18 protein-coding genes and 1 pseudogene are annotated in these 26,990 nt (G+C 58.9%); 16 read left to right on the forward strand and 3 right to left on the reverse strand.

What is annotated here, in order from left to right; translation table 11 throughout:
* Positions 1–1,068 carry an isopenicillin N synthase family dioxygenase gene (locus tag ACVMIM_RS11660; RefSeq protein ID WP_476112046.1) on the reverse strand — a complete coding sequence of 356 codons (1,068 nt, stop codon included), beginning with the start codon at positions 1,066–1,068 and terminating at the stop codon, positions 1–3.
* A gap of 1,389 nt (positions 1,069–2,457) precedes the next feature.
* On the opposite strand from ACVMIM_RS11660, the gene ACVMIM_RS11665 reads away from it, so the two are divergent.
* From ACVMIM_RS11665 to ACVMIM_RS11680, 4 genes are all read left to right on the forward strand, one after another.
* Entirely contained in the window at positions 2,458–3,153 is a 696-nt protein-coding gene (locus ACVMIM_RS11665) for a class I SAM-dependent DNA methyltransferase (protein ID WP_041010583.1), read from the forward strand.
* Between the two features lie 627 nt (positions 3,154–3,780).
* Positions 3,781–5,106 carry a 4-aminobutyrate--2-oxoglutarate transaminase gene (gene gabT / locus ACVMIM_RS11670; RefSeq protein WP_476112048.1) on the forward strand — a complete coding sequence of 442 codons (1,326 nt, stop codon included), beginning with the start codon at positions 3,781–3,783 and terminating at the stop codon, positions 5,104–5,106.
* A gap of 6 nt (positions 5,107–5,112) precedes the next feature.
* The gene (locus ACVMIM_RS11675; protein WP_476112050.1) at positions 5,113–5,430 is read left to right on the forward strand and encodes a N,N-dimethylformamidase alpha subunit family protein; all 318 of its coding nucleotides are present in this window, start codon (positions 5,113–5,115) and stop codon (positions 5,428–5,430) included.
* Positions 5,427–7,661: a N,N-dimethylformamidase beta subunit family domain-containing protein gene (locus ACVMIM_RS11680; RefSeq protein ID WP_476112052.1), complete on the forward strand. Its 2,235-nt coding sequence runs from the start codon at positions 5,427–5,429 to the stop codon at positions 7,659–7,661. The genes ACVMIM_RS11675 and ACVMIM_RS11680 overlap by 4 nt, the downstream gene beginning before the upstream one ends.
* A gap of 1,433 nt (positions 7,662–9,094) precedes the next feature.
* Here ACVMIM_RS11680 and ACVMIM_RS11685 read toward each other — a convergent pair.
* Positions 9,095–10,408: a CapA family protein gene (locus ACVMIM_RS11685; protein ID WP_476112054.1), complete on the reverse strand. Its 1,314-nt coding sequence runs from the start codon at positions 10,406–10,408 to the stop codon at positions 9,095–9,097.
* A gap of 824 nt (positions 10,409–11,232) precedes the next feature.
* Between ACVMIM_RS11685 and ACVMIM_RS11690 the strand changes: the two genes are divergently transcribed.
* From ACVMIM_RS11690 to ACVMIM_RS11710, 5 genes and pseudogenes are all read left to right on the forward strand, one after another.
* Entirely contained in the window at positions 11,233–11,652 is a 420-nt protein-coding gene (locus tag ACVMIM_RS11690; RefSeq protein WP_476112056.1) for a hypothetical protein, read from the forward strand.
* Between the two features lie 759 nt (positions 11,653–12,411).
* A complete protein-coding gene (locus ACVMIM_RS11695; protein WP_476112057.1) occupies positions 12,412–13,452 on the forward strand; it encodes a D-alanine--D-alanine ligase family protein in 1,041 nt (346 codons plus the stop codon).
* A gap of 263 nt (positions 13,453–13,715) precedes the next feature.
* Positions 13,716–14,439, forward strand: a pseudogene (locus ACVMIM_RS11700) (tyrosine-type recombinase/integrase); the annotation flags it as partial.
* A 462-nt stretch (positions 14,440–14,901) separates the two neighbouring features.
* A complete protein-coding gene (locus ACVMIM_RS11705) occupies positions 14,902–16,767 on the forward strand; it encodes a recombinase family protein (protein WP_476112059.1) in 1,866 nt (621 codons plus the stop codon).
* A gap of 5 nt (positions 16,768–16,772) precedes the next feature.
* The gene (locus ACVMIM_RS11710) at positions 16,773–16,931 is read left to right on the forward strand and encodes a hypothetical protein (protein ID WP_476112060.1); all 159 of its coding nucleotides are present in this window, start codon (positions 16,773–16,775) and stop codon (positions 16,929–16,931) included.
* Positions 16,932–17,056: 125 nt separating this feature from the next.
* Here the strand turns inward: ACVMIM_RS11710 and ACVMIM_RS11715 are convergent, their stop codons facing one another.
* Positions 17,057–17,524: a hypothetical protein gene (locus ACVMIM_RS11715; protein ID WP_476112062.1), complete on the reverse strand. Its 468-nt coding sequence runs from the start codon at positions 17,522–17,524 to the stop codon at positions 17,057–17,059.
* 500 nt (positions 17,525–18,024) lie between these two features.
* On the opposite strand from ACVMIM_RS11715, the gene ACVMIM_RS11720 reads away from it, so the two are divergent.
* From ACVMIM_RS11720 to ACVMIM_RS11750, 7 genes are all read left to right on the forward strand, one after another.
* Entirely contained in the window at positions 18,025–19,254 is a 1,230-nt protein-coding gene (locus ACVMIM_RS11720; RefSeq protein ID WP_476112064.1) for an ATP-grasp domain-containing protein, read from the forward strand.
* 1,456 nt (positions 19,255–20,710) lie between these two features.
* Entirely contained in the window at positions 20,711–20,950 is a 240-nt protein-coding gene (locus tag ACVMIM_RS11725; RefSeq protein ID WP_476112066.1) for an isochorismatase family protein, read from the forward strand.
* 192 nt (positions 20,951–21,142) lie between these two features.
* Positions 21,143–22,816 (forward strand): ABC transporter substrate-binding protein, encoded by a 1,674-nt coding sequence (locus tag ACVMIM_RS11730; RefSeq protein WP_476112068.1) that lies wholly within the window; start codon positions 21,143–21,145, stop codon positions 22,814–22,816.
* Positions 22,817–22,864: 48 nt separating this feature from the next.
* The gene (locus tag ACVMIM_RS11735; RefSeq protein WP_476112070.1) at positions 22,865–23,839 is read left to right on the forward strand and encodes an ABC transporter permease; all 975 of its coding nucleotides are present in this window, start codon (positions 22,865–22,867) and stop codon (positions 23,837–23,839) included.
* Entirely contained in the window at positions 23,836–24,768 is a 933-nt protein-coding gene (locus ACVMIM_RS11740) for an ABC transporter permease (RefSeq protein WP_476112072.1), read from the forward strand. The genes ACVMIM_RS11735 and ACVMIM_RS11740 overlap by 4 nt, the downstream gene beginning before the upstream one ends.
* Complete coding sequence (locus tag ACVMIM_RS11745) at positions 24,765–25,781, forward strand: ABC transporter ATP-binding protein (RefSeq protein WP_476112074.1); 1,017 nt, start codon at positions 24,765–24,767, stop codon at positions 25,779–25,781. The genes ACVMIM_RS11740 and ACVMIM_RS11745 overlap by 4 nt, the downstream gene beginning before the upstream one ends.
* Entirely contained in the window at positions 25,774–26,844 is a 1,071-nt protein-coding gene (locus ACVMIM_RS11750; RefSeq protein ID WP_476112076.1) for an ABC transporter ATP-binding protein, read from the forward strand. Before ACVMIM_RS11745 ends, ACVMIM_RS11750 begins: the two co-directional genes overlap by 8 nt.
* Positions 26,845–26,990 lie beyond the last annotated feature (146 nt).

The raw sequence follows: 26,990 nt of genomic DNA on the forward strand, positions 1-26,990 counted from the left end.
CTATCCCGAATTACTACTGCTCATCGCGGGCGGAGCAGTGCCATACCCATCTCGCCCTCTCAAATGGGGAAAGTGTTTGATATACTTTCCGAATTTGTATGCTCCGCAAGTGATCGGGGGATATTGCCCCGGGTTAGCCTCAGAGACGCAACTTTCCAAGGGCGCAAAAACGGCGTCATGGTCGGCGTCGATGAAGAACGGTATCGAATAGCGTTCCCGTCCGGAGGTGTTCACCACTCTATGCAGGTTCGCTAGATAGACATCGTTGGTTAGCTTCTGCAGCAAATCGCCGATGTTGACGACGAAGGTACCAGGGACAGGCATGCCCTCGACCCAGATCCCATTCCGGTTCATCACCTGAAGCCCTCCAGCGCTATCCTGGGCGATAATGCCCAGGCTGCCAAAGTCGGTATGCGCGCCGATGCCGATGATCCTCTCGTCCACGACGCCGGTCTGTGGCGGATAACGTTGCAAGCGTTGAGTCGTGATGGGGTCCTTGGTTCTCGGTTCGAAGAAATCTGGTGAAAGATCAAGGCTGAGCGCTATGCCCCTCAGAAGCGTTATCGATAGCTCCTTCATCGCCTCGTGATAGGCGAAAACGGTCTCCCTGAACCCCGGCAGGGTGGCCGGCCACTGGTTGGGTCCAAAGAACGGGCTCTCTACATTCGGCCGCTCAGGGCCGATGTCAAAGCACTCTTTTAGGTCCTTGGTTTTTGATGGGTCCGTGTTTTCGCCGAAGATCTCGATATAGCCACGCAGAGCGACCCCAGAATTACTGACGTGCAATTTCATTTTCTCTTCAAGCGGCAGGTTGAAGAAAGCCTTAGCTTGCGCAAAGGTCTCATCTAGCAACTTCTCCGAAATTCGGTGATTTTTGATGTACATGAAACCGACATTGGCGAGCGCCCAGCGAAATTCCTTCGCCACACTTCGTGCATCGCTTCCGTCCAACAACGGGCCCACGTCAACAATTGGAAGTCTATCGAATGTCTGACGCTGAGCATGAAGCCTGTCATCGAGCTGGACCAAATTTGATTTCGTCATGAGTTCACCAAGTTCTAACTGCATTATTTGTCGTGCGGCTACGCGAGGTCGGAGGTAGATACTCCGGAAGATACTCGCTGCCGGCAGCAGTGAGCCAAGATCGCTGAGTGGCCTGTGGCCGCCGGGAGGCCTAGACCAAGACAGCATCGGGTTCCGAATATCAGCCCAAGGTCGTTCATCTTACGCACTCCCAGCGTTGCGGCTCGGCTTTCAGGACCGGAACTCTTTTCCGAGGTCGCGAGCCAGGAATGCGGCCGGCACGCGCGTCTCCAAAGCGGCACACCACTAATGGCGATGTGAAGAGGTGTACAAACTTGGCCAAAACTAAGTCGTGTGCTTCAAGAGGTAAAGATAAACATGGTTTCGCCAATGTGAATTTCGGTTAACGTAAAAGAGAAAAATCCTTATTGTGGTATTGCACCTATGGAAAAGTGGCTCCCGCGTTTGCGTGTGGTTCAGTCACTCGCAATCGGCGCGGCACCCGCGCTGAATTATGGCGAGCTCCGTTTCGGATCGATTGGCGGCACCTCGCAGGGCGCTCTGCCGACCGAGCGAGCGTACCGCCTGCTCGCGACCGTCAAGGCGGGAGTGGCTGCGCGATTGGGGCCTGTGGCTCAGCCTTGACCGTTACTGCGCCCGCCGCCGACTGGCGACATGCCTCGCCTACCGACGTTTTACTCGCTCCAATTTGATTTTTCATGCGATGCGCGAAAATGGGGTCCCGATTCCGTGGTCATTGACAGTTACAGATGATCCAGAAGGTTGTGGACCACTTTAACGGCGTATGCGTTTCGAACAGGCTGACCATTGGTGAGGGCACTTGATGACAATTGGTCAGCGTGGAAGCCCGACACATGAAGCGACATAGACCACACTGGAGTGATTAGGGTCCAATCTGCGCGGACGTTTCACCAGGATCAGCGGCTCAACATACTGCACCGAAAAGACTGCTCGGATGTGTTCTCTTCTGTAAATCGTGGTTGACTCGTCGGCATAGGAGCTGAGCATCGGCAGTGCAGGCTGAGCTGAACCGCTAGGTTGCCTTGCTGGCCGCCGTGAGGTAGCGCCATCCATCAATGCAGCCCTATCCGGGTTGCTCGGGGAGGCACGCACCCCAGCCTACAATCTGTCGCCTTTCTCCCAGTTTGTACGGTTTGCTGCCCCTTGCTGGTCCAAGCAATCTCTCGTTCTTGCTGAGGCCATATCGCGCAAACACATTTCTTACTTCGCTTGGCGGCATTTTAATGTTGGAGCGCTTCAACGTTTTCAAGCAGAAGAGACTGTCATCGGCGGACTTGGTCCGACAAGGACCTCTCAAGCTTCACTAAGTTGGCACGAGTTTTGAGGCCGGTTGGCTAGCAGGTGGCCAGCGGCGCCGCCGAGGAACATCTGCTTACGTGCCAAGGAGCCGTGATGAACACTGTCGATAAGGAAACCGCCCTGGAGCACACCGCACACAAGCGCATCAAGGAGGTCCTAAGCCTCGATGGCGACGCCGATCGCTTAACCAAGTTTTATCGCCAATGGGCCAGCACTTACGATCTAGACGTTGTTCAGTACCGATATTGCGCGCCGACCATCGTGGCCGAACTCGCGGCTGTTGTACAAATGGCCTATTTGGACAAGGAACGGGCAGCCACCGCGATTTTGGATGCCGGCTGTGGAACGGGCCTCGTCGGAGTGGAACTGGAACGCCTCGGATTCCGGTTAATCGATGGGTTCGACCTCTCCAACGAGATGGCTGAAAAGGCTCGGGAAACTCGCGTCTACCGCGATGTCAGAGGCGACGTTGATCTTAGCTTGCCGCTCTCCGGATATTCCGCGAGTTATGATATCACCGTGTGCTGCGGCGTCTTAACGCTCGGGCATGTCCAACCAGATCGGCTGCGTGAGTTAGCCCGCGTTACGCGCCCGAAGGGGTTTATCATCGCAAACACCCGCAGGAGCTATGCTGATGCCGCATGCTTCGCAGACGAGGTGAAGCGCCTGGAGGATGCGGGTGTACTCGTGCTTGCACAATGTCTTTACGACGGCAGATACGTCGCAGAGGAGGACGCTCATTACTGGGTTTTCCGGATACCTGAAAAAGGCAGATCACCAGAGAAATAGAGACTCCACAATTTGCTGGGGGGCTGACGCAAGGCAACGTGTATGTCCACAGGGAGCATCGGGACATGATTGCACGATCAACCGCGGAATCCAGACGGAACTTAAAAGAGCGCTGCGGTACGGCATCGATGTTCGCCTCCACCTACGGTCGGCGAGCGGCGCCAACGTCGGCTCAATCGAAGGGCTGGCTCCAATACGAAGCTCGCGGCCTACTGCACCTCCAAAGCCGGTCCGGCATCCACTGGCTCACGCGGGCGATGGCGATCGACAATAGCGGATGCGTCCGTTGCAACGGAGTTGCGCCGGGGTGGATCGACTGCGACATAAACGTGGATCTAATAAGGAACCTGCCGATCCCCAGGTTCCGACCAAAAGGTTCGGAAGTAATCCATCCAGTAGGCGCACGGATGGAGGCCGGATGGCTGTGCTGAGCCTGCCGCAGTAAGGGCAGAATTCGCGCTTTGAAAGCAGCGTCAAAGCGCTATCGGTTAAACAGCACTGCGGCACGTGCAGTCATTTGGTGGGACGCAGTCAGTCTCTATGAACATCGCTCGTCATTGCCGAGCTTCGGCGAATGAGGCGTGGTTTTCTGGCGCGTCTCGAGGCAATCCAATTGGAGGTAATTAAATGGTGTCGAATGTTGCTTTGGACGAGCGTCGGAATGCCGCTGTTTCGGCGGGGGGGGCTTGGTCCTTTCCAATATATGTTGAGCGAGCTCAAGGTGCAGAGATCTGGGACGTGGAGGGACGGCGTTATATCGACTTCCTGAGCGGCATGGGTGCTCTCGCGGTCGGACACTCGCATCCGAAGGTTGTCGCTGCCATTCAGGCCCAGCTTAGCAAGTTCAGCCACACCTTCTTTGGCACCGCTCCCTATGAGAGCTACCTTGCGGTGGCTGAGCGGCTGAACCAGCGTTGCAAGGTGGGCGGACGGGCCAAGACCCTGCTCGTCACGACCGGTGCGGAGGCGGTCGAGAATGCCGTCAAGCTAGCCCGCGCCTACACCAAGCGGCGCGGCATCATTGTCTTTGGCGGCGCCTTTCACGGCCGCACGCTGCTGACCATGGCAATGACGGGAAAGGTAAATCCCTACAAGCAGTCCTTCGGACCGTTCCCGGGCAACGTCTATCGCGCGCCTTACCCGGATCTCTATCGGGGTGTCAGCGTCGAGCACTGCCTTGCGGCTCTGGACACGCTGTTCGAATCCGAGATCGAGGCGAGTGCGGTCGCGGCGATCGTCGTCGAGCCGCTTCTGGGCGAAGGTGGCTTCATTCCGGCGCCCGTCGAGTTCATGGCAGGCATCCGGCGCCTTTGCGATCAGCACGGCATCGTTCTCGTCGCCGACGAGGTGCAGTCCGGCTTCGGCAGAACCGGGCGGCTGTTTGCCATCGAGCATACCGGCATCGAGCCTGACTTGATCACGATGGGCAAGAGCATGGCAGCTGGCATCCCGGTTGCGGCGGTCGTCGGCAAAGCGGAGATCATGGACTCCGTTGCGGTCGGTGGCTTGGGCGGCACCTACGCGGGCAACCCGCTGGCCTGTGCGGCCGCCTTGGCCGTGCTCGATGTGCTGGAGGAGGAGAATCTGATTGGCCGCGCCAATGAGATCGGCGAGCGTCTCACGGCCGGCTTGCAGCGCATCCAGAAGAAGCGAAACCGCACCGTGATTGGCGACATCCGTGGGCTGGGCTCGATGATCGGCGCCGAACTGGTCGAAGATGGAGAAACCCGCAAGCCGGCACGCGCGCTCACCGCCAGGGTCATCAAGGAAGCAGCCAGCCGCGGCCTGCTGCTGGCATCGGCCGGCCGCCACTTCAACGTCATCCGCTTCCTTGTGCCGCTGGTCCTGACGGATGCGCAGGTCGACGAGGCGCTGGGCATCATCGACGAATCGATCGACGTCGCGCTCGAGAGCGAGCTTGCTCCGGCAAAGGCAGCAGCTCAGGCCAGGTGAGAACCCATGAACTTTGCTGATCCCTCAGAGGCCCTTGCACTGGCAAGCGAATTCCGTCGTGCACCGTTCGGGCACCACAGCCCGAACCTGCAGAAGCTGCTGCGCACCTTTCGCAGTGTCCCCATCGCCGGAAAACACGCCTTGCTGACAATCCGGCCCAATCGGAGCTGGATGCTCGTCACCCTCACGGGGATTCCCGGCCGTCCCATGACAAAACATGAGGACATCATCTTTGAGGACCTGGCGGAGGCGGAGTGGTACGTGTTCCGCCAACGCTGGCGTCAACATTTCGGAACTGAGCTTGCCGACGGAGCCGAAGCATGAGAACGCTGGCGGGTTATACAAACATCATGAGCGCCAAGCCGGGCGACACCGTTGAATTCAAGGTCAGTTCGCACGGTCCCTCGGCCACCTTCTCGGCCCGGCTGGTACGGCTCATCACCACTGAAGAGCATCCGCGCACCGCCGGTTTGATCGAACGTGACGTCGATGCCCCCTTCAACGGGGAATATCCCGCCCGACGGCAGCCAATCCACACCGGGTCCTATGGCTATGTCGAGCATGCGACCGCTTTTTCCGGATTAGAGGACTTCACCTTCCAGACCTGGCTCTGGCCAACCCTGCTCGGGGCCAGACGTCAAACTATCGCCGGCACTTGGGACGAGAGCCGCAGCTTGGGTTTTGCGCTCGAGATCGACGAGACAGGTCGACTAACGTTCTTGTTGGGCGATGGTCAAGGGAACGTGTCCACTGCCAATTTGCCTACGTCCTTGCTCGAGCGGCGGTGGGTCTTCGTTGCGGCCAGCTACAGTGCAAAAGACCGCACCGTTGTCCTACACCAGAGTCCCCGCTGTGATATCGGTGATCTCGGCTCCGCGGAGACCCGTAAGTTTGATATTGCTGCCTTTCAGGGGAACGGTGGGCAAAGACATTTCTTAATCGCTGCCCACAAAGCCACTGGTGACAATGGCCTGCTTTTGGCAGGCGGGCACTACAACGGAAAGATCGATTCCCCTAGGCTTCACGCCTGCGCCCTTTCGGTTGAGGAGATGGCCTCGCTTGGCAGCGGCGCCGCAGTCGAGCGGCTGAACGAGTGCGTTTCGGCCGATTGGGATTTTAGCATTGATCAGGGCTCGGACGTCTTCCAAGATGTTTCGGGCAAGGGGCTCGACGGTCGCCTGGTCAACATGCCTGCCCGGGCTATGAAAGGTTACAACTGGACCGGGCAATTCCATGACTGGCGAACGGCGCCACATGAATATGGCGCCATCCATTTTCACGACGATGATCTCTATGACGCCGGCTGGTCGACCGACTTTGCCTTCACGATCCCGAGCGGCCTGGAAAGCGGCGTTTATGCCGCGCGCCTCGACGCTCCGGATGCAAGTCCGGCCTATGTGATCTTCTTCGTACGGCCGCCGAAGGGCCAGGCCACTTCCGATGTCGTCTACCTGGCCTCGACGGCGACCTACATGGCTTATGCCAACCAGTCGCTCATCGCACGCGATCCGCTCGACGAGATGAGCATGGGTAGCCTTCTGATTTTCGGCGAAGATGACGTTTTCCTCGACGAGAACCCGGAATACGGAAAGTCGCTCTACGATCTCCACACCGACGGAAGCGGCGTTTGTTATTCCTCGCGTCTGCGACCGATCCTGAACATGTCCCCGAATGCAAAATACTGGTCGTTCGGTGATGGGTACCTGACAGGGTGGCTGGATGCTCTAGGCATCAACGCAGACGTCATCACCGACGAAGACCTCCATAACGAAGGCGAAAGCATTCTCGCACCCTATCGTGTCGTCTTGACGGGATGCCACCCCGAATACGTCTCTTTGGCAATGTGGGATGCGTTGAAGACCCATCTCGGCCGCGGCGGGCGTTTGATGTATCTCGGCGGCAACGGCTTCTATTGGAGAACCGCGTTTCATCCAACCCTGCCTGGATTGATCGAGGTTCGCCGCGCTGAGGACGGTTCCCGCGCATGGTCGGCCGAAGCGGGCGAATATTTCATGAGCACGACTGGCGAGTACGGCGGGATGTGGCGTCGCCAGGACCGAACCCCCAACCAACTGGTTGGAATTGGCTTTTGCGCTCAGGGATTCCACTCGGGTTCCTATTACCAGTGGCGCCCGGGCAGCACGGATCCTCGCGTCGATTTTGTTTTCAAGGGTGTCAACAAAGGTTCCAAATTCGGGGATGATGGCCTGTCTGACAATGGCGCAGCCGGGCATGAACTGGATCGCTACGACCTGTCCTTGGGCTCACCGAGACATGCTGTTGTGATCGCAAGTTCGATTGACCATACCGACAACATGCTATTGGCTAAGGAAGAGCTCGGGGCCATGCACTGGATGATTGGCGGGACCGAGAACAAGAACGTTCGCTCGGACATAGTCTTTTTCGAAACCACGGGCGGCGGAGCGGTTTTCTCCGTTGGGTCCATTTCCTGGTCCATGAGCCTGCCCATCGACAACTACCAAAACGATGTGTCTCACGTAACGCGAAATGTTCTTGAGCGCTTCCGTGATCCCAAGCCGTTTCAGTTGTTCTGACCGGGCAGCCGTTCCGATTTGATGAGTTGTCTTGATGCTTAGTCTCGGCATGAAGCGACGAAGACGGCGAGGGTGCTGCTGGAGCTGGTCGTGGCCCTTGTGGCTTGGCCTTGCAGAAGGGATATTCCAGTATCGGCGCAGGTTGCCGACGCGCTTGGCATCGAACCCGGTGGCCATAGACCATTCGACGGCCCTGCCGGTTGAGAATGCCGGCGATGATGGCGTCGGCGTTAATGCGGCGCCTGCCGCCGCAGCGCCACCGTGTCCTCGTCGGTGCGCACCGTCGCCGGCCGCGAGTGACTCAGCGCGTCGCCCTTCCAGCGCAGGGCGAGTTGCGCCGCCGCCTTGTCGCGGTCGAAATGGAGGATGGTCTCCTCGATCAGCGTGCGCAGCTACTCCTTGGTCACGCGCCTTCTTCGTGGTCGGCGCGTGCCAGACGCTCGCGAGATCAGCGCCGAGGGAAAGCAGCTTCCCGCCGCTCCGTGGCCGACAGCCCACGCAGACGCTCCGCCTCGCGCCGCACCAGTTCGGCCTTGGCCGCCTCCCGGCACGCAGGGCCTCCTTCCACTGCTGCTCTTTTGCGGGCGACCAGGCGATTGTCGGGATCGACGGCGCGATGACGCCGCTCGGCGCGGTCAACGGCGAACTGCGCCCGCTCGACATCGAGCCGCCATTGCTGAGTGCCGCCCCGCGGTCGTTTTCCAGTCGCTCGGCTGCCGAGAGCGTAGCTGCCAGGCGTGCCGGCTCCAGCGCTGCCGGGAAGGCCGCGACCACGTCTTTATCGATTGCATGCATTGAGGAATGAAGGCCGCGTCCCTCGGGAACGACCTTACCGGCGCAATGATAGCCCGGCGTCGCGGTGCGGCCACGGTAATGAGTGCGCAGGCGCCGCCCGCAATGACCGCAGCGGGAATGCTGGCGCGTGTCGATGCAATCCAAATGGAGGGCTCATCCGTTGAAAGGTCGGCTGGCGGGCCAAGACATTGCTCGTCACGACCGGTGCGGAGGCGGTCGAGAATGCCGTCAAGATTGCCCGGGCCTCTATCGGGGGGTCAGCGTCGAGCACTGCCTTGCGGCCCAGGACACGCTGTTCGAATCCGTGATCGAGGCGAGTGCGGTCGCGGCGATCGTCATCGAGCACGCTCGGCTCAGATTGCCCCTGCCGCAAAGTCCGATTCGGCACCATTTCGTCGCGGCTACGGTCAAGCTCAGGCAACACCGGATGGCACACTCGCGATCTTCCACGGACCGAGACGCATCGCGACATACAGCTCACAAGGCCCGCAATCCAGCAAAACCTGCCCCACCGGGCAAGCTGCGTGAACCGTTTCGACGCAAACCGAAGCGGACAAATGTAAGTTACCAACCGAACAACTTGATTAGCTACCGACGGCGGCGAGCTTTGGGGCCTGAGTGACATAATGACATAACATCTAAGATGGTTTATCGTGTTTGGAAGTTAGGCTACAGGCCTCCGCATTCATGTCTAGTTTGGTCCCAAACGGCCGCGAGAGAGCTGCGAACCGTTCGAGGATGACCGATGCCATTTCACCTGAAGCTAGCCTCGGCCTTCCCCGTCTATGAAAGCCTTCGCCGAGACCCAGTGAGACTGGGTGAACAGTCAAAGAGACGAGTTCATGGTCTTGAAATTCGCAGATTGGCAATACCGTCTGCCAATATCGAGGATGTGCAGGAAATCCAATACGGTCGCCATCGGTGCGCTTTTGATAAAGCGCTCCGGGCGTATGATCTTCTTCTACCCGGAACAAATCGTATGAATCTGCCGGCAGGCGCTGTACCAACTCATTTTGGCCGATAAAATTTCCGAGGCTGTAGAATATCGGTTTCGTTTTATAGAAAGCAAGGCCTCTCAAAATGTGTGGTCCATGACCGACAATTAGATCGGCTCCGGCATCTATACATGCGTACGCAAATTCTGAGACAAATTCGGCCGGCTCCTCTTCCGTCCTTCCCTGCTCATGCGCATGTATGCTAACCAATGTTATGTCAGACATACGTCGCGCTTCTTCGACCCAGCGCAAGATTTCGAAAAGGTCCTGCTTGTTCGGCTTTCGGATATGCCTGGGCTGAGAACCTGCCCGGAAATTCATCCCATTCAATGGAAAGGTGTCAGTTGGCGCCTCAAAGGCAAACCCGAGATCGATGTCAAGGCGCCGGAGCTGCTCGATCCCCAAATCAAGAGCGACGCTCTTTATTTGATCGAGCTGCTCTTGCGTGACTTCATATATGCTCTCCACACGAAGCGGATTCAGACCAGGCCTGCCTTGCATTGCCCTCGTCTGCCTACTCGCCTGCTGCCCTCTCGCGAAAGTCGAGGCACACGCCACCATTCCTATCGTTGCTGATGGCGTTGTGAGATAGGAAACCCGCCTGGCGTCCTCAAGATTCCGACCGCAACCGGCGTGACAAAGATCTCGACGATCTAGCTCATGAAGGGCATATTCGAGGCCGGAAATGCTATAGTCCATGCTGTGATTGGTTGATGTGGCGAACATGTCAAAGCCGGCGTCCATCAATTCGTCAAGGATCCATGCCGGCGCGCCAAAATGTGATCCTCCGCTGTCAAACGCAGGGTCACCATGATAATCATTGGGCAGAACTTCGAGATTGGTGAAGGCAGCATCGGCGCCACGAACCAAATCGAACAACGGAATAAGATCTGGGTCGCTCCTACTGTTCAATCGCCTTTGGATGATGCTGTCGCCTGTGATGGCTAACCTTGTCATTCGGCGGGGTCCTTTTGCTCTTGTAGATACGAAGCTCTGTTATTGTCCGGCTCCGGAACCGAACGGGTGTTGCTCGGTGAGGCCAAACAACCACCGTTGAGGGAAGTCAGGGGTGAGACGTTCAGCTGGAATACCCGCCCACCGGCCACTTGCTTGATCTGACAATGGGAAGAGCGCCGGGAACCTCGATCGCATCTGCAGGCGCTCGCATCCTATATCGTATTCTGACCCAGTTTCGCCACCCGGCAGTCAGTAGCTTCATGATAACCCCTGCGCTGACCTTCACAGTCACTCAGCAGCCACGATAGTTTACGTCCTCATCGGCCACGTGTCTGCGCCGGCATAAGGACCCGCTCATTCTGGTTGCGCGTGGCGTGGTGCAGTACCGTCTGCTGATCGGGAGTATTCATGGGTGTTCCTGTATTTGGGGATGGATAAACCGTCGGCGGCGCCTCCGGCCGCCATATGCTGCCCAGTCGCGAACGATAGTATCAAGATCCGTGCCAACTGTTCGGAAGTGGCGATGAATGCACCTTCTGTGGCGGTTTTCAGCGGTTTGGCTGAAATCAAAATCTGTAATTTGCTGATCGCAGGCCCGACGAAGCTTACACAATGTCGATTTGGCTACGCTGGAGACTGCTCTCCGTCACCTGGCGAGCCACAACCGCGGAAATCATTCGAGTAGGCTGAACAAGCGGGTTGACGCTTCACGGTACACGCCAGCGAGCGTCGATGGCGGTGTTGCGTGTATAGACCTTTTGAGACCGTTGCGCTGGATGGTTATGTGCGGGGTGAATCGGCGCAGCGCAGGTGCCAACGAATCCATGACATCGTACAAAGGGCGCGGGGCTGATGCGACGTTTGCTTTGCCGCCGGTCGAACACGCCAAGCGTCGCTCCTGTTATTCCGTACCGGTGGGGCGCGTCAACGCTATCGACCGCCGGCCCGCAGCGGTTCTCATCCCGCACATGGCCGATGGGCGGTATGTGTCCGCTATGGACGAATCCTTTGGCTCCGCTACCACGAGCGAGCTCTGCGCGAGCGCTTTTTCGCTCTGGCATCGATTACCTATGGCACTGTCTGTCAAATCTACTTTGAAGGGCCTCTACGGCGATGACTATTTCCGCTGGCCAACCAAATGGTTGCGGATACGCGGTCGTGGTGAAGGATCAAAGCCTTTTATCATAAGAGAAGCGCATTCCTTTGGGTCTTCCTTTGCGGGCGATCCGGCGATCATTCGATGAAGTGCTTGGTCATTTGCATGGCGAGGCGCTCTATTCGGGCAGGCGACGGCTGTCGATCCCCCGACATGTTACTGCAGGCAACAGTGCTACAAGCGATTTTTCGGTTCTTTCAGAGCGGCAACTGCTGGAGCAGATTGACTGCAATCTGCTTTCTAACTGGTCGGTATAAGCCGGCGTGCCAATGCAACGGTTTTCACCCACAATCGCGAGGGACATTGCGCCCTGATCGCCCGAACCGTCCTTCGGGTGGAAGCTCTTCATCGAGCCCCAGCATTGTTCGCGTATCGTCCAGAGACAAATGCTCGCTCATCTCGCTCACCCGCTTGAGCCGCCAAAAAACTCACGCGCGACATCGGCTTGAAACAGCTGATGAGCGTAACGTGCGAGACCGGCCATCCTAGCCCCTTTGCGTCATTTCGTGAAGACGTCTCCCATCGGATCGACAAGACACGTCATATAATTTTCACAGAACCTTTGCGCCTGCAGATCGCTGGCAATGGTACGTTTCACCTCAAAGCTGAGATCAGAGAACCCAGCTTGGGCACGTGCAGCAGCTACGTGGCCGCAAATAGTGACAAGAGAGCGTCGATCCCGCTGAAACCAGCCAAGTGGGAGGGTCTTCCATGTCTTCATGCGTCGGCCTTGCGCAGGGGAGCGACCTGCCAGTGGTTCGCTAAATCGCGCCGTCGGCGCGAGGTGCGCCTGGTCAATTCGTCATCGAACGAAGTGAAAGCAAGCAAAACATCCAGGAGAGTTTCAATGAAGGTAGCCGTTGTGTGGAGCCATGATAAAGCGAGCGTGATTAACCGGTTCGGTCAAGTTGCCCCCGTGGATGACGATCGCGAAACTGTCGAAAGTTTGGTGGCGGCGCTGCAAGAACGCGGCCATGAGACGCTGCTGTGCAATGGTGATAGAGAACTGATCCCCACACTTGAACGATTCATGCCCCCCAATCCGCAAGGCCGCCCCTCTGGGATGGTTTTCAACTGTGCGGGAGGAATTCAGGGCGAGTGCCGTTTCAGCCACGTTCCGGCCATGCTCGAGATGGCGGGCGTCCCGTACACCGGATCGAGCCCCCTAGGGCATGCGCTGGCGCTCGACAAGGTGATCACCAAGAGCGTTATTCGCGGTCTTGGAGTGCCGACGCCGAACTTTCGAGTGATGCGTCGCGGGACCGAGAGTACGGGCGACCTACGATTCCCAGTAGTGGTGAAGCCGCGTCACGAATCCAACAGCTTGGGATTGCGGCTCGTACATGACACTGCACGATTAAGGTCGGCTGTAGAAATGGTCGTCACGCAGTATGCGCAAGATGCGCTCGTGGAGGAATATGTTGAGGGGCGGGAAATTTATGTCGCGCTTCTGGGAAACCAAGAGCCGGAGGTGTTGCCTATGGTGGAACGTGACTTCGGTGAACTCGAAACGCGTCTTTATACGTTCGAACACAAGACCATGGCGGTCGCGGCGCCAGGGACGCTTTGTCCAGCGCAACTCGGGAGCGAGGTGGAGGCGGTGATGCGCGATGTTTCGATTGCGACCTTCCGTGCGTGCCATTGCCAGGATTACGCGCGTATTGACCTCCGTATTGACGGCTCCGGCCAGCCGTTTGTTCTTGAGATAAACTCCATGCCGGCATTGGGTAGCGGCACGACTTATCTCGACGCTGCAACGACAGCTGGATACAGCTTCTCGAGCTTAGTCAATCGAATCCTCGATGTTGCCCGCATACGCTATTTCGGAACCGGTGTCGGTCCGGAACTCGAAGAGAAGCCGAATAGTGAGGCATCCCTGGTCCGATGAGCGGGAGGAAGCCACTAAATCAATATTAATCAGGGACAGAGCTGTAGTCGGCCATGAACTCTCCGTAGATCTGGCATGCTGATCGAAGCGGACGGCGGGTTTGGAATTGCGGGATTAGTGGTATTTGGGCGCTGTTCTCCTGCAATTCGGTTGTGCGATTGAAGAAGCCGCCAGCGGCATTTGGCAGATCGGTTGGCAGGTGACGCTTCTGTTTGAAGGATTGCGGCTGTTGAAGCGCTATCTCGAGAAAGGTGCAATGAGATATATTCAAGTTGACCCCTCTTCGCCGGCGCAGATCGAGGACATGACGATCTGTACTCTGTCGCCGGCCACCCAGCGATCGTACGTGCATGGGGTGGCGGTGCATTCGAGCTACTTTGGCCGCACCCTGACCGGGGTGGCCTTGAGTACCTGCCGCCTTCCAGGTGCATCTGGGCTCCACGGGGATTTCGGCACTGAACCAGACGGCGTGCGCGCTGCGGTTCTTCTACCGCGTGACGTTGCGCCACACCGAGATCCCGGAGCGCATTGTCCACGCCCGCTTGCCACGCACGCTGCCGGTGGTGGCGCCGACGAGGTGGTCAGGTTCCTGGAAGCGGTCCCGAGCCTGAAGACGCGCAGGGCCCTGACGACAGCCTACGCTGCTGGCCTTCGCGCCTCGGAGACCGTCGGCCTAAAGGTCGGCGACATCAATGGGGGAGGCGGCGTCGTTCGGGTCGAGCAAGGGCGGCTATTGGGACCGCGCCGTGATGCGATAGGCGCAACTTCTGCGCATCCCGGGGCCTACTGGCGGTTGTCGAAGCCGCAGGACTGGCTGTTTCCCCGCGCTGCCCCGATCGCCCTATCGCTGTGCAGGTATTGTATTCGGCCTGTCGCTCGGCGGCCGCCGGCATCGACAAGCGGGGGACGGTCCACACGCTCAGGCACAGCTTCGCCACGCATCCTCTGGAGAACGTCACCGACATCCGCATCATCCAGGCTCTGCTCAAAACAACGACAAGCTGCCCGCCAACAGCCGGAAGAAGGGCGGATTTACTATCCATTTCATCCGCGCTGCGGTGAGACGGTGCTCATTCTGAGGCGCTATGCCTACCGTGGAACCGAGTTGGTGGTCATTCCGCAGCCTGACGGCTCCCTTTTCTGCATACCGGCGTGGATGACGCGCGAGGCGGCGACACACTTCAAGCTATCGGCTGAGCCGCGGTTTTCCCTTGGGGCCTTGCAATCTCTGCGCGCCGAGATCGATGCGCTTTTAGGATTTCTCCAGTCCGACTCAACGACGGAGAAAGACCCGAATGAAGCGCCAATTCGAAAGCCCCCAACCAAGCCTGTTCGAAGTGAGCGAGCCAAGCGTTGTGCTGACACCCGCCCAGGAGACCGAGTTGCCGATGCTGGTGGAGACCCTGCTGCGCGAGATCGCGATGGCACTGGCAAACGGGGAGATCGCAAATGACCAAGATCATCTTGCGCAGCGCCTTCGTCTATATCCGTCAGTCGACGGCCGATCAGCTTATGCACAATCAGGAGAGCCGGCGCCGGCAATACGGGCTCGCCGATCGCGCTCGGCAGTTCGGCTGGGCCACGATCGAAGTCATCGACGATGATCTCGGCCGCTCGGGCGGCGGCATCAATCGACCAGGTTTCGAGCCGCTCCTGGGGGCGATCTGCGAAGGGCATGCCGGCGCCGTGTTCGCGATCGAGGCCTCTCGGTTGGCGCGCAACGGCCGCGACTGGCATACGCTGATCGAGTTCTGTGGATTGGTCGGGACCGTCATCGTCGACGAGGACGGAATCTATGATCCTCGGCATCCCAATGATCGGCTATTGCTTGGCATGAAAGGCACGATGAGCGAGCTCGAGTTGTCGCTGTTCCGTCAGCGCTCGCAGGAGGCACTGAAGCAGAAAGCCCGCCGGGGCGCGTTGTTCCTCGGTGTCGCCGCCGGCTATGTGAAGACCGGGCCCGAGCGGATCGAAAAGGATCCGGACCAGCGCGTGCAGGATGCGTTGAGGCTGGTGTTCGCGAAGTTTGCCGAGCTGCAGAGCGTGCGGCAAGTCCATGTGTGGCTCAGAGACGAAGGCGTTGCATTGCCCGTTAAGTCGCATGATTTAGAGGGGCGCCTCATCGCCTGGAAGCTGCCGCTCTACAATACTGTGCACAACGTTCTGACCAACCCCGTCTATGCGGGTGCCTATGCTTTCGGGCGCACGACAAGCAAGGTCATCATTGAGGAGGGCCGCAAGCGCGTGCGGCGCGGGCTGCGGCATCCTCAGATGGAATGGGACGTCCTGCTTAAGGACCAGCACGAAGGCTACATTACGTGGAGCGAGTTCGAGAGGAACCAACAGGTGATTGCCAATAACGCGACCAGCAAAGCTAGCGCCACCGCCAGAGGAGCGGTACGGCGCGGGGGGTTGCTTCTCGCCGGGCTTCTGCGTTGCGGCCATTGCGGCCGCAAGATGTATGTCGCCTACGGCGGCAAGGCGGGGCGCTATCACTGCGAGGGAGCGCTCGTCAATCATGGCACCAAGCGGTGCATCTCGTTCGGCGGCTTGCGCGCCGATCAGGCTGTCGGCGCCGCAGTTCTTGGCGCCTTGAAGCCGCTCGGTGTCGACGCCGCAACCAAGGCGCTCCAGGCTCAAGCGAGCGAGACGTCGGCCGCCCAGCGGCAGCTCGAGCTGGCACTGCAGCGGGCTCGTTACGAGGCTGTCCATGCGCGTCAGCAATACGATGCTGTCGACCCTGCCAATCGTCTGGTCGCTGGCGAGCTGGAGCGCCGCTGGAACAAGGCGCTTGAAGCCGTGCACCAGATCGATGGCGAGATTGCCGTGCTCGAGGCGAGAACACCATCTCCGCTGGGAGAGAAGGAACGGGCCCAGCTGATGCGGCTCGGCGCCGATCTCGATCTCGCCTGGTCACACCCGGCAGCAACATCTGTGACGCGCAAGAGAATCGTTCGCGCAGCCTTGAGCGAGATCGTCGCCCGCATCGAAGGTGGCGTTATCGAGATGTTCCTGCATTGGCAGGGAGGGGACCACACGGCATTGAAGCTCAAGATGAACGCCGCCGGCAAGCATCGCTGGACAGTTCCCGCAGATACTTTGACGCTGGTCCGCGAGCTGGCGCGCCTGATGCCCGACCGTCAGATTGCGCGGCTCCTCAATCGCGCCGGTAAGCCGACCGGGCGAGGCAATGGCTGGACCCAGGCGCGGATCTGTTCGTTCCGCAGCCATTACGGCATTGCCGTCCACCGCGCGAGCGAATGGGCTGAGCGGGGCGAGATTACGCTTGAAGCTGCCGCGCAATCATGGATGTGAGCGTGATGACGGCGCTGCGCATGGCCCGCCTCGGCATCATCGAAGGGCGGCAAGTGTGCTATGGCGCGCCCTGGGCGTTCAAGGCGGCGGATATCGCCGCCTATCGCACGCAGAATGCCCCGCAGCGTCCGCTAACAGCCGATCCCCGCTCAACAGCGCTTTGATTTTCAATGACATAGAAAGTGAGCATTATGACTCGTGGCTGCTCAAGAACGACAAACTGTCCGCCAACAGCCGGAAGAAGGGCGGATCTACTACCCATTTCATCCTAGCTGCCGTGTGACGGTACTTATTCTGAGGAGCTATGCCCCGTGGAACCGAGTTGGTGGTCATTTCGCAGCATGACGGCTCCCTCATACCTGCGTGGATGATGCGCGAGGCTGCGAGATACTCCAAGCGTCCTAGACATGCATTGGCAGGAGGCAACGCTCGTCGTAGCGGGCTTAAAGAGCGACAGCTGCTGATGGCAGTGAACGACGTCGAGCGCATCGTCGACGTCTAGCGTGACGCTTTTCGGCAGCGCGGCGTAGCTCGACAGCGACAAATCGACCAGCACGCGGCCGAACCGGATGACGGCCCGCTGTCGGGTAGGTTCTCCAGCCGCGAGCAGGTCGGCTGCGAGCGCAGCCGAGCCCGCTATCGGGCAACCGTCCGCAGGCCCGCTTGAAGGCTGGATCGGTGCGCAGTCGGTTGAGATGGTGGCATCCTCATGACCGCAGGCGACGGCTAAGATGCGGGCGCGCAGGATGTCGGCCATGGCGTGCTTACACGCGCTCGATCACGTGGATCATGGATCCGCAGCCGCAAGCCGGTCGGCCAGTCGCAAACGCCGTTCGGCGGCCGCCCGAAGCATGACGCCGCCATCCGACGTGATGCGACCGCTCGCAGCTGTGATCTTCGTGCGTCCGACGGCTGAACAGAAAGCGGCAGCAACGTATCCTCGGTCATGGCGGTGTGGATCTCGCGAGATGCGATGGAAGGTTGGCATAAGCAACCGGATCCGACGCCAAATCAATCGCTTAAGCTATATCCGCCAGCCCCAGAGCCCCATCGTCGTGCACAAGACGGGCTAATTTCGACAGTGCCAGTGATCAAAAGGAATGCAACAGACCCATCATATAACTTCGCAGAATCTTCGCGATTGCAAATCGCGGACGATGCTACGTTCACATGGTCTGAGGTGAGGTACGAGTGAAACAACTGGGTGTCTGATCTAAACCCGGACGCCGTGTAGCACCAACGTGGGGTTAAAAGCTAATGGCAAGAAGAGTGCTGATCCTGATTGAAGGTCATCCAAGAGGCAACGGTCTGCTACAGGTCCAAGCGGCCCAGCGCCTGGGCCTTCATCCAATTACTCTCTCGGCCGATCCGGCGCAGTATGACTACATTGCTGCGGAAAGGATTGAGGCGATCCATGTCGATACAGAAGATCTTTCCGCTCTGATTCGCGAATGTTCCCGCCTAAGCGAGATCTATAGCATTGCCGGCATTACGTGCGCATTAGAGAGGTTCTGTGCAATAACTGCCAAGCTCTGCCATCATTTCGATCTACCGGGACCGAACCCCGCATCTATTGAACGATGCTGTGATAAATTTATTCAACGTCAGCTTCTCGCGGAGGCTGGCGTTCCAGTGCCTGCCTATCATTTGGCAGCGGATGCGGCAGACGTGAAAAGCTCTGCCATGGAGATCGGGCTGCCGGTGGTTCTTAAACCAGTGGTGGGCAGCGGCAGCCGCGGTGTTCGATTGTGCAGCAATAATGATGAGTTAGCCGAACATGCCGCATTTCTGTTGAGCGGCAAGCACGTATCGCGGTCTTCACCAAGGATACTGGTCGAAGAATTCGCACAGGGCCCGCTTTATGGGGCCATCTTAATGGGGAGTGAGGTCATTGCAATTGGCAACCTTGACTTCGGACCCCCACCGTATTTCGTCTATCGTTCGAGTATCTATCCGGCCCCGCTGAGTGGCGACGAGCATGATCGTATCGCCGATGTTTCGCTGAGCTGTTTGCGCGCTCTCGGCCTTGGCTGGGGGCCAACGGGCGTTGAATTCCGGTGGACGAAGCGTGGCCCAGTCGTTATTGAAGTCAATCCGCGCCTTGGTGGCTCGCCCGATCCTCAAATGATCAAGTTGGCTTACGGCGTCGATCTCATCACCGAACACATCAAACTTGTTATCGGCGACGATTGCGATTTGCGTAGAAGGCACTCGCACACTGCGGCCACGCAGTACCTAGTTGCTGATCGCGATGGCATCCTCGATTGGATCGCGGGCGACAGGCAGGCGGCTGCCGTATCAGGCGTCGCCGAGGTCAAATTATACGTTCAACCCATGACGCCGATTGTCAGAAAAGGCGATGTGGGCGACGGCATCGGACACGTCATCGCCACTTCACCCACCCACGATCGAACTAAGGCGATACTTCGACGCGCCGTCGACTTAATCGACTGGGCGATAACACCGGTTCCAGCCGAAAAGGAATAACGGTGTCGAATCCAGTCATTATCGAGCTAACAAGGCGGTTGTGCCTTGAACAGCTACGGTAATCCTCATAGTGTCAACATTTTGCGATTATTTGAACGCCGACTCTAATAGAATGGCATGCTGTGCAATGTCTAGCGACAAAGCTGCCACGATATAACTGCAATAATCCACTGGGCAAGATTGGACAATGATCTACGTTGCGTGTTTACCTAGGAGAAGTGGCGATTTAACGATTTAAATCGTACTGCTGTGTTGCAAGTATGATCGAGGCCGTGAAATCTGGCAAGCAGCTTGTTGTAGCGGAGCGACGCGGCGGAGCCGCTTGAAGGTGGCGGAGAATGGTTGGATGAGGTAACAGCTGTTCTCAGCCCACGGCCTATTAGCTGGAGCTTGTTGACGTAGGCCAAAGGCAGGGATTGCGAATCCGGCTTGTTGGGATAGCCTTGAGGATCCTGGTGAGGACATCGGCGAGATACCCCGCTGCTCCACACGCCGCACGCAGGCCCCGCGCCATGGACCAAGTTGGCACCATGGCGCGCAACTGCTCGCCAGGCGGTGTAATCGCTAAGCCGCGTCCCGATCGCATCTTTTCCTGGACCACGGTTTGCTGCGCTGTGTGCTCGAAATTTGGCGGCCAAGCCAAGCTCCAATCACCGCCGCTCGTAGATCCCGCATGGCGGAGGAAAGTAGCTGCTGGCGTGTGCGGCGCAGATCGTCGGCTGCGGCTTCGCGGGCTCGCAGCAGATCGCGGGCAGCCTCGTGGACCGCGTCCGTGACCCAGACTCCGGTCAGCTCGCCCGCCCGAAGCAGTTGTGCCAGCGTGACGGCGTCCCACTGGTTGGTCTTGACGTGCCCGCCCGGCCGCTTCGCGATCGGGGCCGACCCAACTACCCTGCGGTCCTATCCGAGATCGCGCTCTGATCATGTCCCGCACGGGAGCCGGCTGCATCTGAGGTGCGAGCGTCACCAGACGCTGCCAACCCCACAGCTGCTGTGCGCAAGATATTGTCGGTTCGAAGGGCTGGAGGCCGCCACGCTGATATCGAAGCTCTACCGATCAGCACGGCGCTACGCCGCATCGCGTACGGTCGCCAATACACCATCATCGGCCCCAATGCGCCCGCATCGGCCCCAATACGAGCTCTCATGTTCATTGCCGCGCCGCATGCAGAGCCTGATGCGATAGCCCGACAGAAGAGAGCTTCTCTCATCCTTTGCCGGAAGCGTATCCGGCGCTTGGTCTTGGCAAAGGCCTACTCGATTGGATTGAGGCGCTTGGGCAATTGCCAGGTAGAGCCTACAAGCTTCTACTGACGAGACCTGCTATAAATAGCATCTATACCGGGCGCTATTTTTTATCTCTTCGGTGGCCTGTCACTCCAGTGTAACTTTCGTCGCAGTATTTCGGTTTAGACCGGTGGGTACCGCGGCGTATGGGCAGCAGAGGAGGACGGACATGGCTAATTGGTTCCGGCCGGAGCGAACCGCCGCCCTGGCCGTTGATCTGCAAGACGAAAATCTGCGCGAGGGTGCTTGGCCAGCGGAGAGCTATCCAGACGTCCTGGGCAACGCCCAGAAAGTGTTGGCCGCTTGTCGACGAGCCGGTTATCCGATCATTTACACGCGCCATTGGCTCGAATCAAGAGGTTCCCTCGAATCAAGAGGTACCGCGGCAACGGTACGGATCTCTGGATGAGCGTAGCCGGCCGCTTCACAGCGTCGCAGCCTCGCCGCTCGGGCAGATCTGTCCCGAGGTTAACCGCAGGAGCGTGACATCGTCATCGACAAGCAGCGCTTCACCGCCTTTTAAGGCGCGCACCGGCATCCGCGACGCCGTGGTGCCAGGGAAGTCGCAGTAGTCGCATATTATCAAGAGGGAGGACCAAAAATGATTGAGTGCTTACCAAGCCGCCGCGCGGCACTTAAGGCGATCCTGGCAGGATCCGCAGCTACTTGGATGTTTAAATCGAGAGCATTCGCCGCATCGTCGTGCGAAGATCGCATCGTGCGCCTCGCCGCAGTGATCGCCCCGGACAGCTTGAATCCCTTTGCAACATCTAGCGCTGCCTGGCCGACGATTTTCACCTACGACATGTTGGTCGGCGTGGACGCACAACGCCACCCTGACCGGAAGGGGTTTGCCAAGGAGTGGTCTGTCGCCGACGACAACCTTACTTGGACCTTCAAAATCTGGCCCGGGATGAAATGGTCGGACGGCCGGCCCGCCACGGCGAAGGACGCGGCGTTCACCTATAACTATCTTCGTGAGTCCATGGGCAAGCCCGACGAACTGAACGTCGGTTGGAACGCCACTGACGGCCTCGAGAACGTCGCCTCGATCACGGCGCTCGACGACGAGACTTTACAGATCGTGACCAAGGCTCCAACCCGTTGGCCAGCCGACAACTACATAATGATCGTTCCTGAACACATCTGGAAAGATGTTAGTTACGCCGATGCGCGCGGCACCTTCCGCAACGATCCGCCGCTGGTTGGCACAGGGCCGATGATCGTATCGGAGTTCAAGCAGGGCCAGTTTGCCCGCTTCACGCCCAACGAGTATTTTCGCGCGGGGCGCCCTGCAACGGCTGGCCTCATCATTAACATTTTCGATACGGTTGATCCCGTCGCCCAGGGACTGAAGAGCGGCAGCTTCGATTATGCCTACGGATTGACGGCTTCCCAATCGGCTGAATTCGCGAAGGATCCCGCCATCATAGTCGGGCAATCGAAAATCGAACAGCGGGACTACCTTGCGTTCAATACTCTCTCCGGGCAGGGAGCAGGCAGCACCAAGGCACTTCAGGATCCCGCGTTTCGCGATGCCATCGGCTACGCAATCGATCAGAAAGCCATTGTTGATCGAGCAAAGCGCGGACATGCTGACCCCGGCGTGGGATTAGTAATGCCAGTCGCGGCTGATTACTACTCGGACCTTAGCGACATAAGGCGGCAATTCGATCTCGCAGAGGCGTCCCGTAGACTTGATGCCGCCGGTTATCGGGATACCAACGGCGACGGCGTCAGGGAAGACAAGGAGGGCAACAGCTTCCATCTCGAGCTGATAACCGCAAATGGCGCGCCTAACGTGGAGATCCCGGCTGCGGTTGTCCAGCTCATCGCTGGCTGGTTGGGGCAAATTGGCATTCCCGTTTCCGTCACGCAACTAGAGTCCGGCGCCCTCCGTGCCCGCACCGCAGCTCCGGCGAAAGGAGGCGGAGGTTGGGATCTGGTCGTTGCCAACACTTGGCTCAGTTCTACGCCTAACGACATACTCGGCTTAGGCAGCAGCAAGCTGATCGGAACCACAAACAGGGCGTATTGGTCAAATGAAAAATTTGACAAGCTTGCTGCGGAAGCCAATGTAACTGTCGATGTTAAGAAGCTTAAGGCTCTTGTTGATCAAGCGTCACGCCTCATTTACGCTGAAGCGCCCTATATTATACTAGACTACCCATTTCTGCTCGAGGCCCATCGCAAGGAGTGCTTCGAGGGTTGGGGGACAGAGGACATGGTGTCCCAGTGGGGCTACTTTCCATTCGATCGTTTGAGGCCGCTTTGAAGTCGCCCTCGTGAAGGGGAAGGTGGACTTTATGAAGGGCGACAACAGATGAGTCGACGCCTCGGAAACATTCTGGTCAGGGCGGCTGTGACGCTTCTGATGGTGATGATTCTGAATTTCATCTTGTTCAGGATTATACCGGGCGATCCCGCCGGAATGCTCTTGGGAGGCGCACGCACAGCTGTGACTGCAGAACGGATCGAGGCGCAGCGCGTGAGCTGGGGCCTCGATCGGCCGCTCATTCCGGATCAGATGCTGGACTATTTGTCGGCAACGGCAAAGGGCGACCTTGGCTATAGCTTCAAATTCAGGGGCAGGCGTGTCGTCGACCTTCTGCTGGAGCGGCTGCCGGTCACTATCGCACTCGTCGGTGTGGCTCAGCTCATCGCAATCTTACTCGGGGTCGCGGTTGGGGTCTATGCGGGCTGGCGCCGGGGGGGGGCGTTCGACAATGTCGTCACTGGAGGCTCCTTGGTCCTCTACTCGACACCGTCGTTCTGGCTCGGCATGCTCCTGGTCGTTGTGTTCAGCACGAGACTAGGCTGGCTTCCTGGCTATGGGGCGTCTTCCCCCGGCGCCATCACGGGATCCCTCGGCTGGTTGGCCGATTACCTGCGGCATCTCGTGCTTCCAGCCTCGACGGTAGCCTTGGGGCTGATGGGCCAATACGTGCTGGTGGCGCGTGCTGCCATGAGCGACGTAGTAGCGGAGGACTATATGATTACAGCCCGGGCTAAGGGATTGAGCAGTGGCCAGATGCTGATGCGTCATGGCTTCCGCAATGCAATGCTGCCTGTCGTGACGTTGGTGACGCTCAATTTAGGCTATGTGGTGGCCGGAGCCATCACAGTCGAAAGCGTATTCGCTTGGCCGGGGATTGGGAGCTTGACGGTGGAGGCGCTCAACGCCCGAGATTATCCTGTGCTGCAGGGCATCTTCTTGTTGCTCGGGGCTTCGATCGTATTTGCAAACCTGGTTGCCGACCTGGTCTACGGCCTTCTTGATCCGAGGGTTAGACAATGACCAAAGTTGTTGCGGAATCGCGTCGGCGGGTTCGACTCCGGACGACAAAAGACTTTTTGGGCCGGCTGTTCGAACGGGGCGGAGCCTGGGTTGGCGTGGCGGCTTTGGTTTTCTTTCTCGCATTAGCAGCGGTGCCCGGACCGCTCGTCGGCCCGCTCCAAACGGCAGCTAACGCAACCGGCGATTTCCTGATGCCCCCTGACGGCCAACACCTGCTTGGCACGGATGAGGTGGGGCGAGACGTGCTGAATCTCGTAGTCCATGGCGCCCGAATTTCCCTGACGATCGCGCTGATAGCCACCGTGATCAGCCTCATCGTCGGCACCATGATTGGCATGATTTCGGGCTACTTTGGGGGTAAGATCGACACTTGGCTAATGCGAATGGCGGATTTCTTCTTCATCGTCCCGCCCTTCGTTCTCGCCTTGGTTATTGCACCCGTTTTTATCGAGGTCGTGGGCCGCGGCCGGCAAATCTTAGGCTTTCGTACGTCTCTTTTTGTGGTGATCGCCGTCATCGGCCTGACGAGTTGGTCATTTGTCGCGCGTATCATCCGCAGTCAGACGCTGTCGCTTCGCGAGCGCCCCTTCGTCGATCGCGCCAGAGTCGCGGGCAGCAACGACCTCAGCATCATGGTCCGGCATATCCTGCCCAACCTCGTGCCGCAGATCGCCGCCAATGGTGCGCTGGTCGTAGCCGGGGCGATCTATACCGAGACGGCACTCTCATTTATCGGCCTTGGGGATCCGTTGCAGCCTTCATGGGGCACTTTGCTTTCCCTGGCGCAGCGGGCTGGCGCCGCCAGTTCGGGTGCATGGTGGTATCTCGGTGCACCGGGGGTGTGCGTCCTGACCGTCGCACTTAGCTTCGTTCTCCTTGGCAATGCGCTCGACGAGACGTTCAACCCCCTCCGACGTGTGATCCCATGAGCGATATCTCGCAAAAGGCCAACGCTTCGCTTCTGTCGGTTGATGGGCTTTCCGTCGACTATGGACTGAAGGCCGTTTCCCTGCCTGCGATACAAGATGTGAGTTTTGACCTCCGCGCCGGAGAGGCCGTCGCCCTCGTCGGGGAATCCGGCAGTGGCAAGACGACGACCGCCATGGCGATCGCGGGTCTGCTATCGCCCAACGCGCGGGTAAGCGGCGGCCAGGTGCGCTATCGTGGCGCCCGACTGCCAATCGACGATGATGCAGCGATGCGGTCACATCGCTGGAGCGAGACATCCGTCATCTTCCAAGGCGCGATGAATGCTCTTAATCCCGTTCACCGTATCATAAAGCAGATCGCCGAGCCCTGCATGCTGAAGCTTGGCCTGTCGCGCGACCAGGCGACTGCGAGAGCTCGGGAATTGCTCGAACTCGTCGGGATCCCTGCTGACCGCGGCGCCTCCTACCCACACCAGCTGTCTGGCGGTATGCGGCAAAGAGTGATGATCGCCATGGCGCTGGCCTGCAAGCCCTCAATCGTCATCGGCGATGAGCCGACCACGGCGCTCGATGTCATCAACCAAGCTCAGATCCTCAAGCTGTTGGTCGAGTTGCGATCGAAGTTCAATCTTGCACTCATGTTGATCACCCACGACCTGTCCGTGGTCTCCGAGTCCTGTGACCGCGTCATGATCATGTATGCCGGCCGGATTGTGGAGGATGGCGCCGTGGCTGATGTCTTCGCAGCCCCCAAGCACCCTTACACTCGACTGATGATCGAATCGATCCCGAACCCGGCAATGGGTGTAAGGGTGTTGCGTCCCATTCCTGGTGATCCGCCCACCCTGCCGAAACGACCACCGGGCTGCCCGTTCCATCCGCGCTGCCCGTCGGTCATGCCGGTTTGCAAAATTGACATTCCCGCCCTTGCTGGTAGCGCGCAGGGCCGTGTTGCCTGTCACCTTCACAGCTCCTCCCCGACGAATTCAGACGAGGTAGCGGCTCATGTCTGACAACACCCAATTCCTGCGGTTAGAAGACCTACAGGCCCGCTTCCCCATCCAGGGCGGGCTGTTCGACAGAGTGTTGGGACGGCCCAGGAACGTTGTCCGTGCTGTCGACGGGGTCGACCTCGCCATAGGCCGCGGTGAGATTGTCGCCCTGGTTGGCGAATCCGGCAGCGGCAAGACGACGGTCGGCCGTGTCATCACCAAGCTGGTCGAGCCTACCGGCGGCAAGCTGCTGTTCGAGGGCGAAGACATGACATCGCTGCAGGGCTCCTCGGCTTTGCATCCTTATCGGCGCCGCGTCCAAATGATTTTCCAGGATGCCTATCAGGCGCTCAATCCACGCCACACCGTGTTCGATGCGGTGGCGGAGCCATTGCGCTCGCTGAGGCTGGTCGACAACCACCACCAACTCACTCAACGGGTGAGTGAAGCTCTGTCAGTCGCCGGGCTCAAGCCTCCTCACGAGTTCTTCGCGCGCTTTCCGCATGAGTTGTCCGGCGGGCAGCGTCAGCGCGTCGTCATCGCCGGCGCGCTCGTGGTCAAGCCGGACCTCATTGTTGCCGATGAACCAGTGTCTATGCTCGATGTTTCGATCCGTGCGCAGATCCTCCAGGCGCTTATCGATCTTCGCGACAAGCAGAACCTCGCGCTACTATTCATCACGCATGACCTGCCGCTCGCCTGGTTGATCGCCGACCGAATTGCGGTCATGTACCTCGGCCGGGTAGTCGAGGTCGGCAGCGCGGATGACATCACGCTGAACCCTCAGCATCCGTACACAATCGCCCTGCGCGACGCTACGCCCCAGGTTCGCAATGAGGGGCCCCGCGGTGGCATAAAAGTCCTGCAGGGTGAAATCCCGAGTGCTGCCCGCGTGCCGAAGGGCTGTCGTTTTCACCCCCGATGCCCGCTGGCATTCCACCGCTGCCGACAAGAAGAGCCACCGGCCATCGAAGTGGGACCGCATCATATGATCGCGTGCTGGCTTACGACCCGCAACTCTGAGACGAAGACACGGAAGGCTGGCCAGCCCGCGGATGAGAGGCTGCTCAACCGTCGCCTCTGAGCCCCCCCAGCCCCGTGGAGCTTCAGCTGATCCGGGTGCGTGGCAAACCTGCCACTCAGGCGAGCCTGCCTCCTTGCCTTCAACGTTGACAGGGAACATGAGAGCTAGTGCGCAGCGTCGATATCAGTTTGATCTATATTTAGTGC

Source organism: Mesorhizobium sp. USDA 4413 (assembly GCF_056280365.1).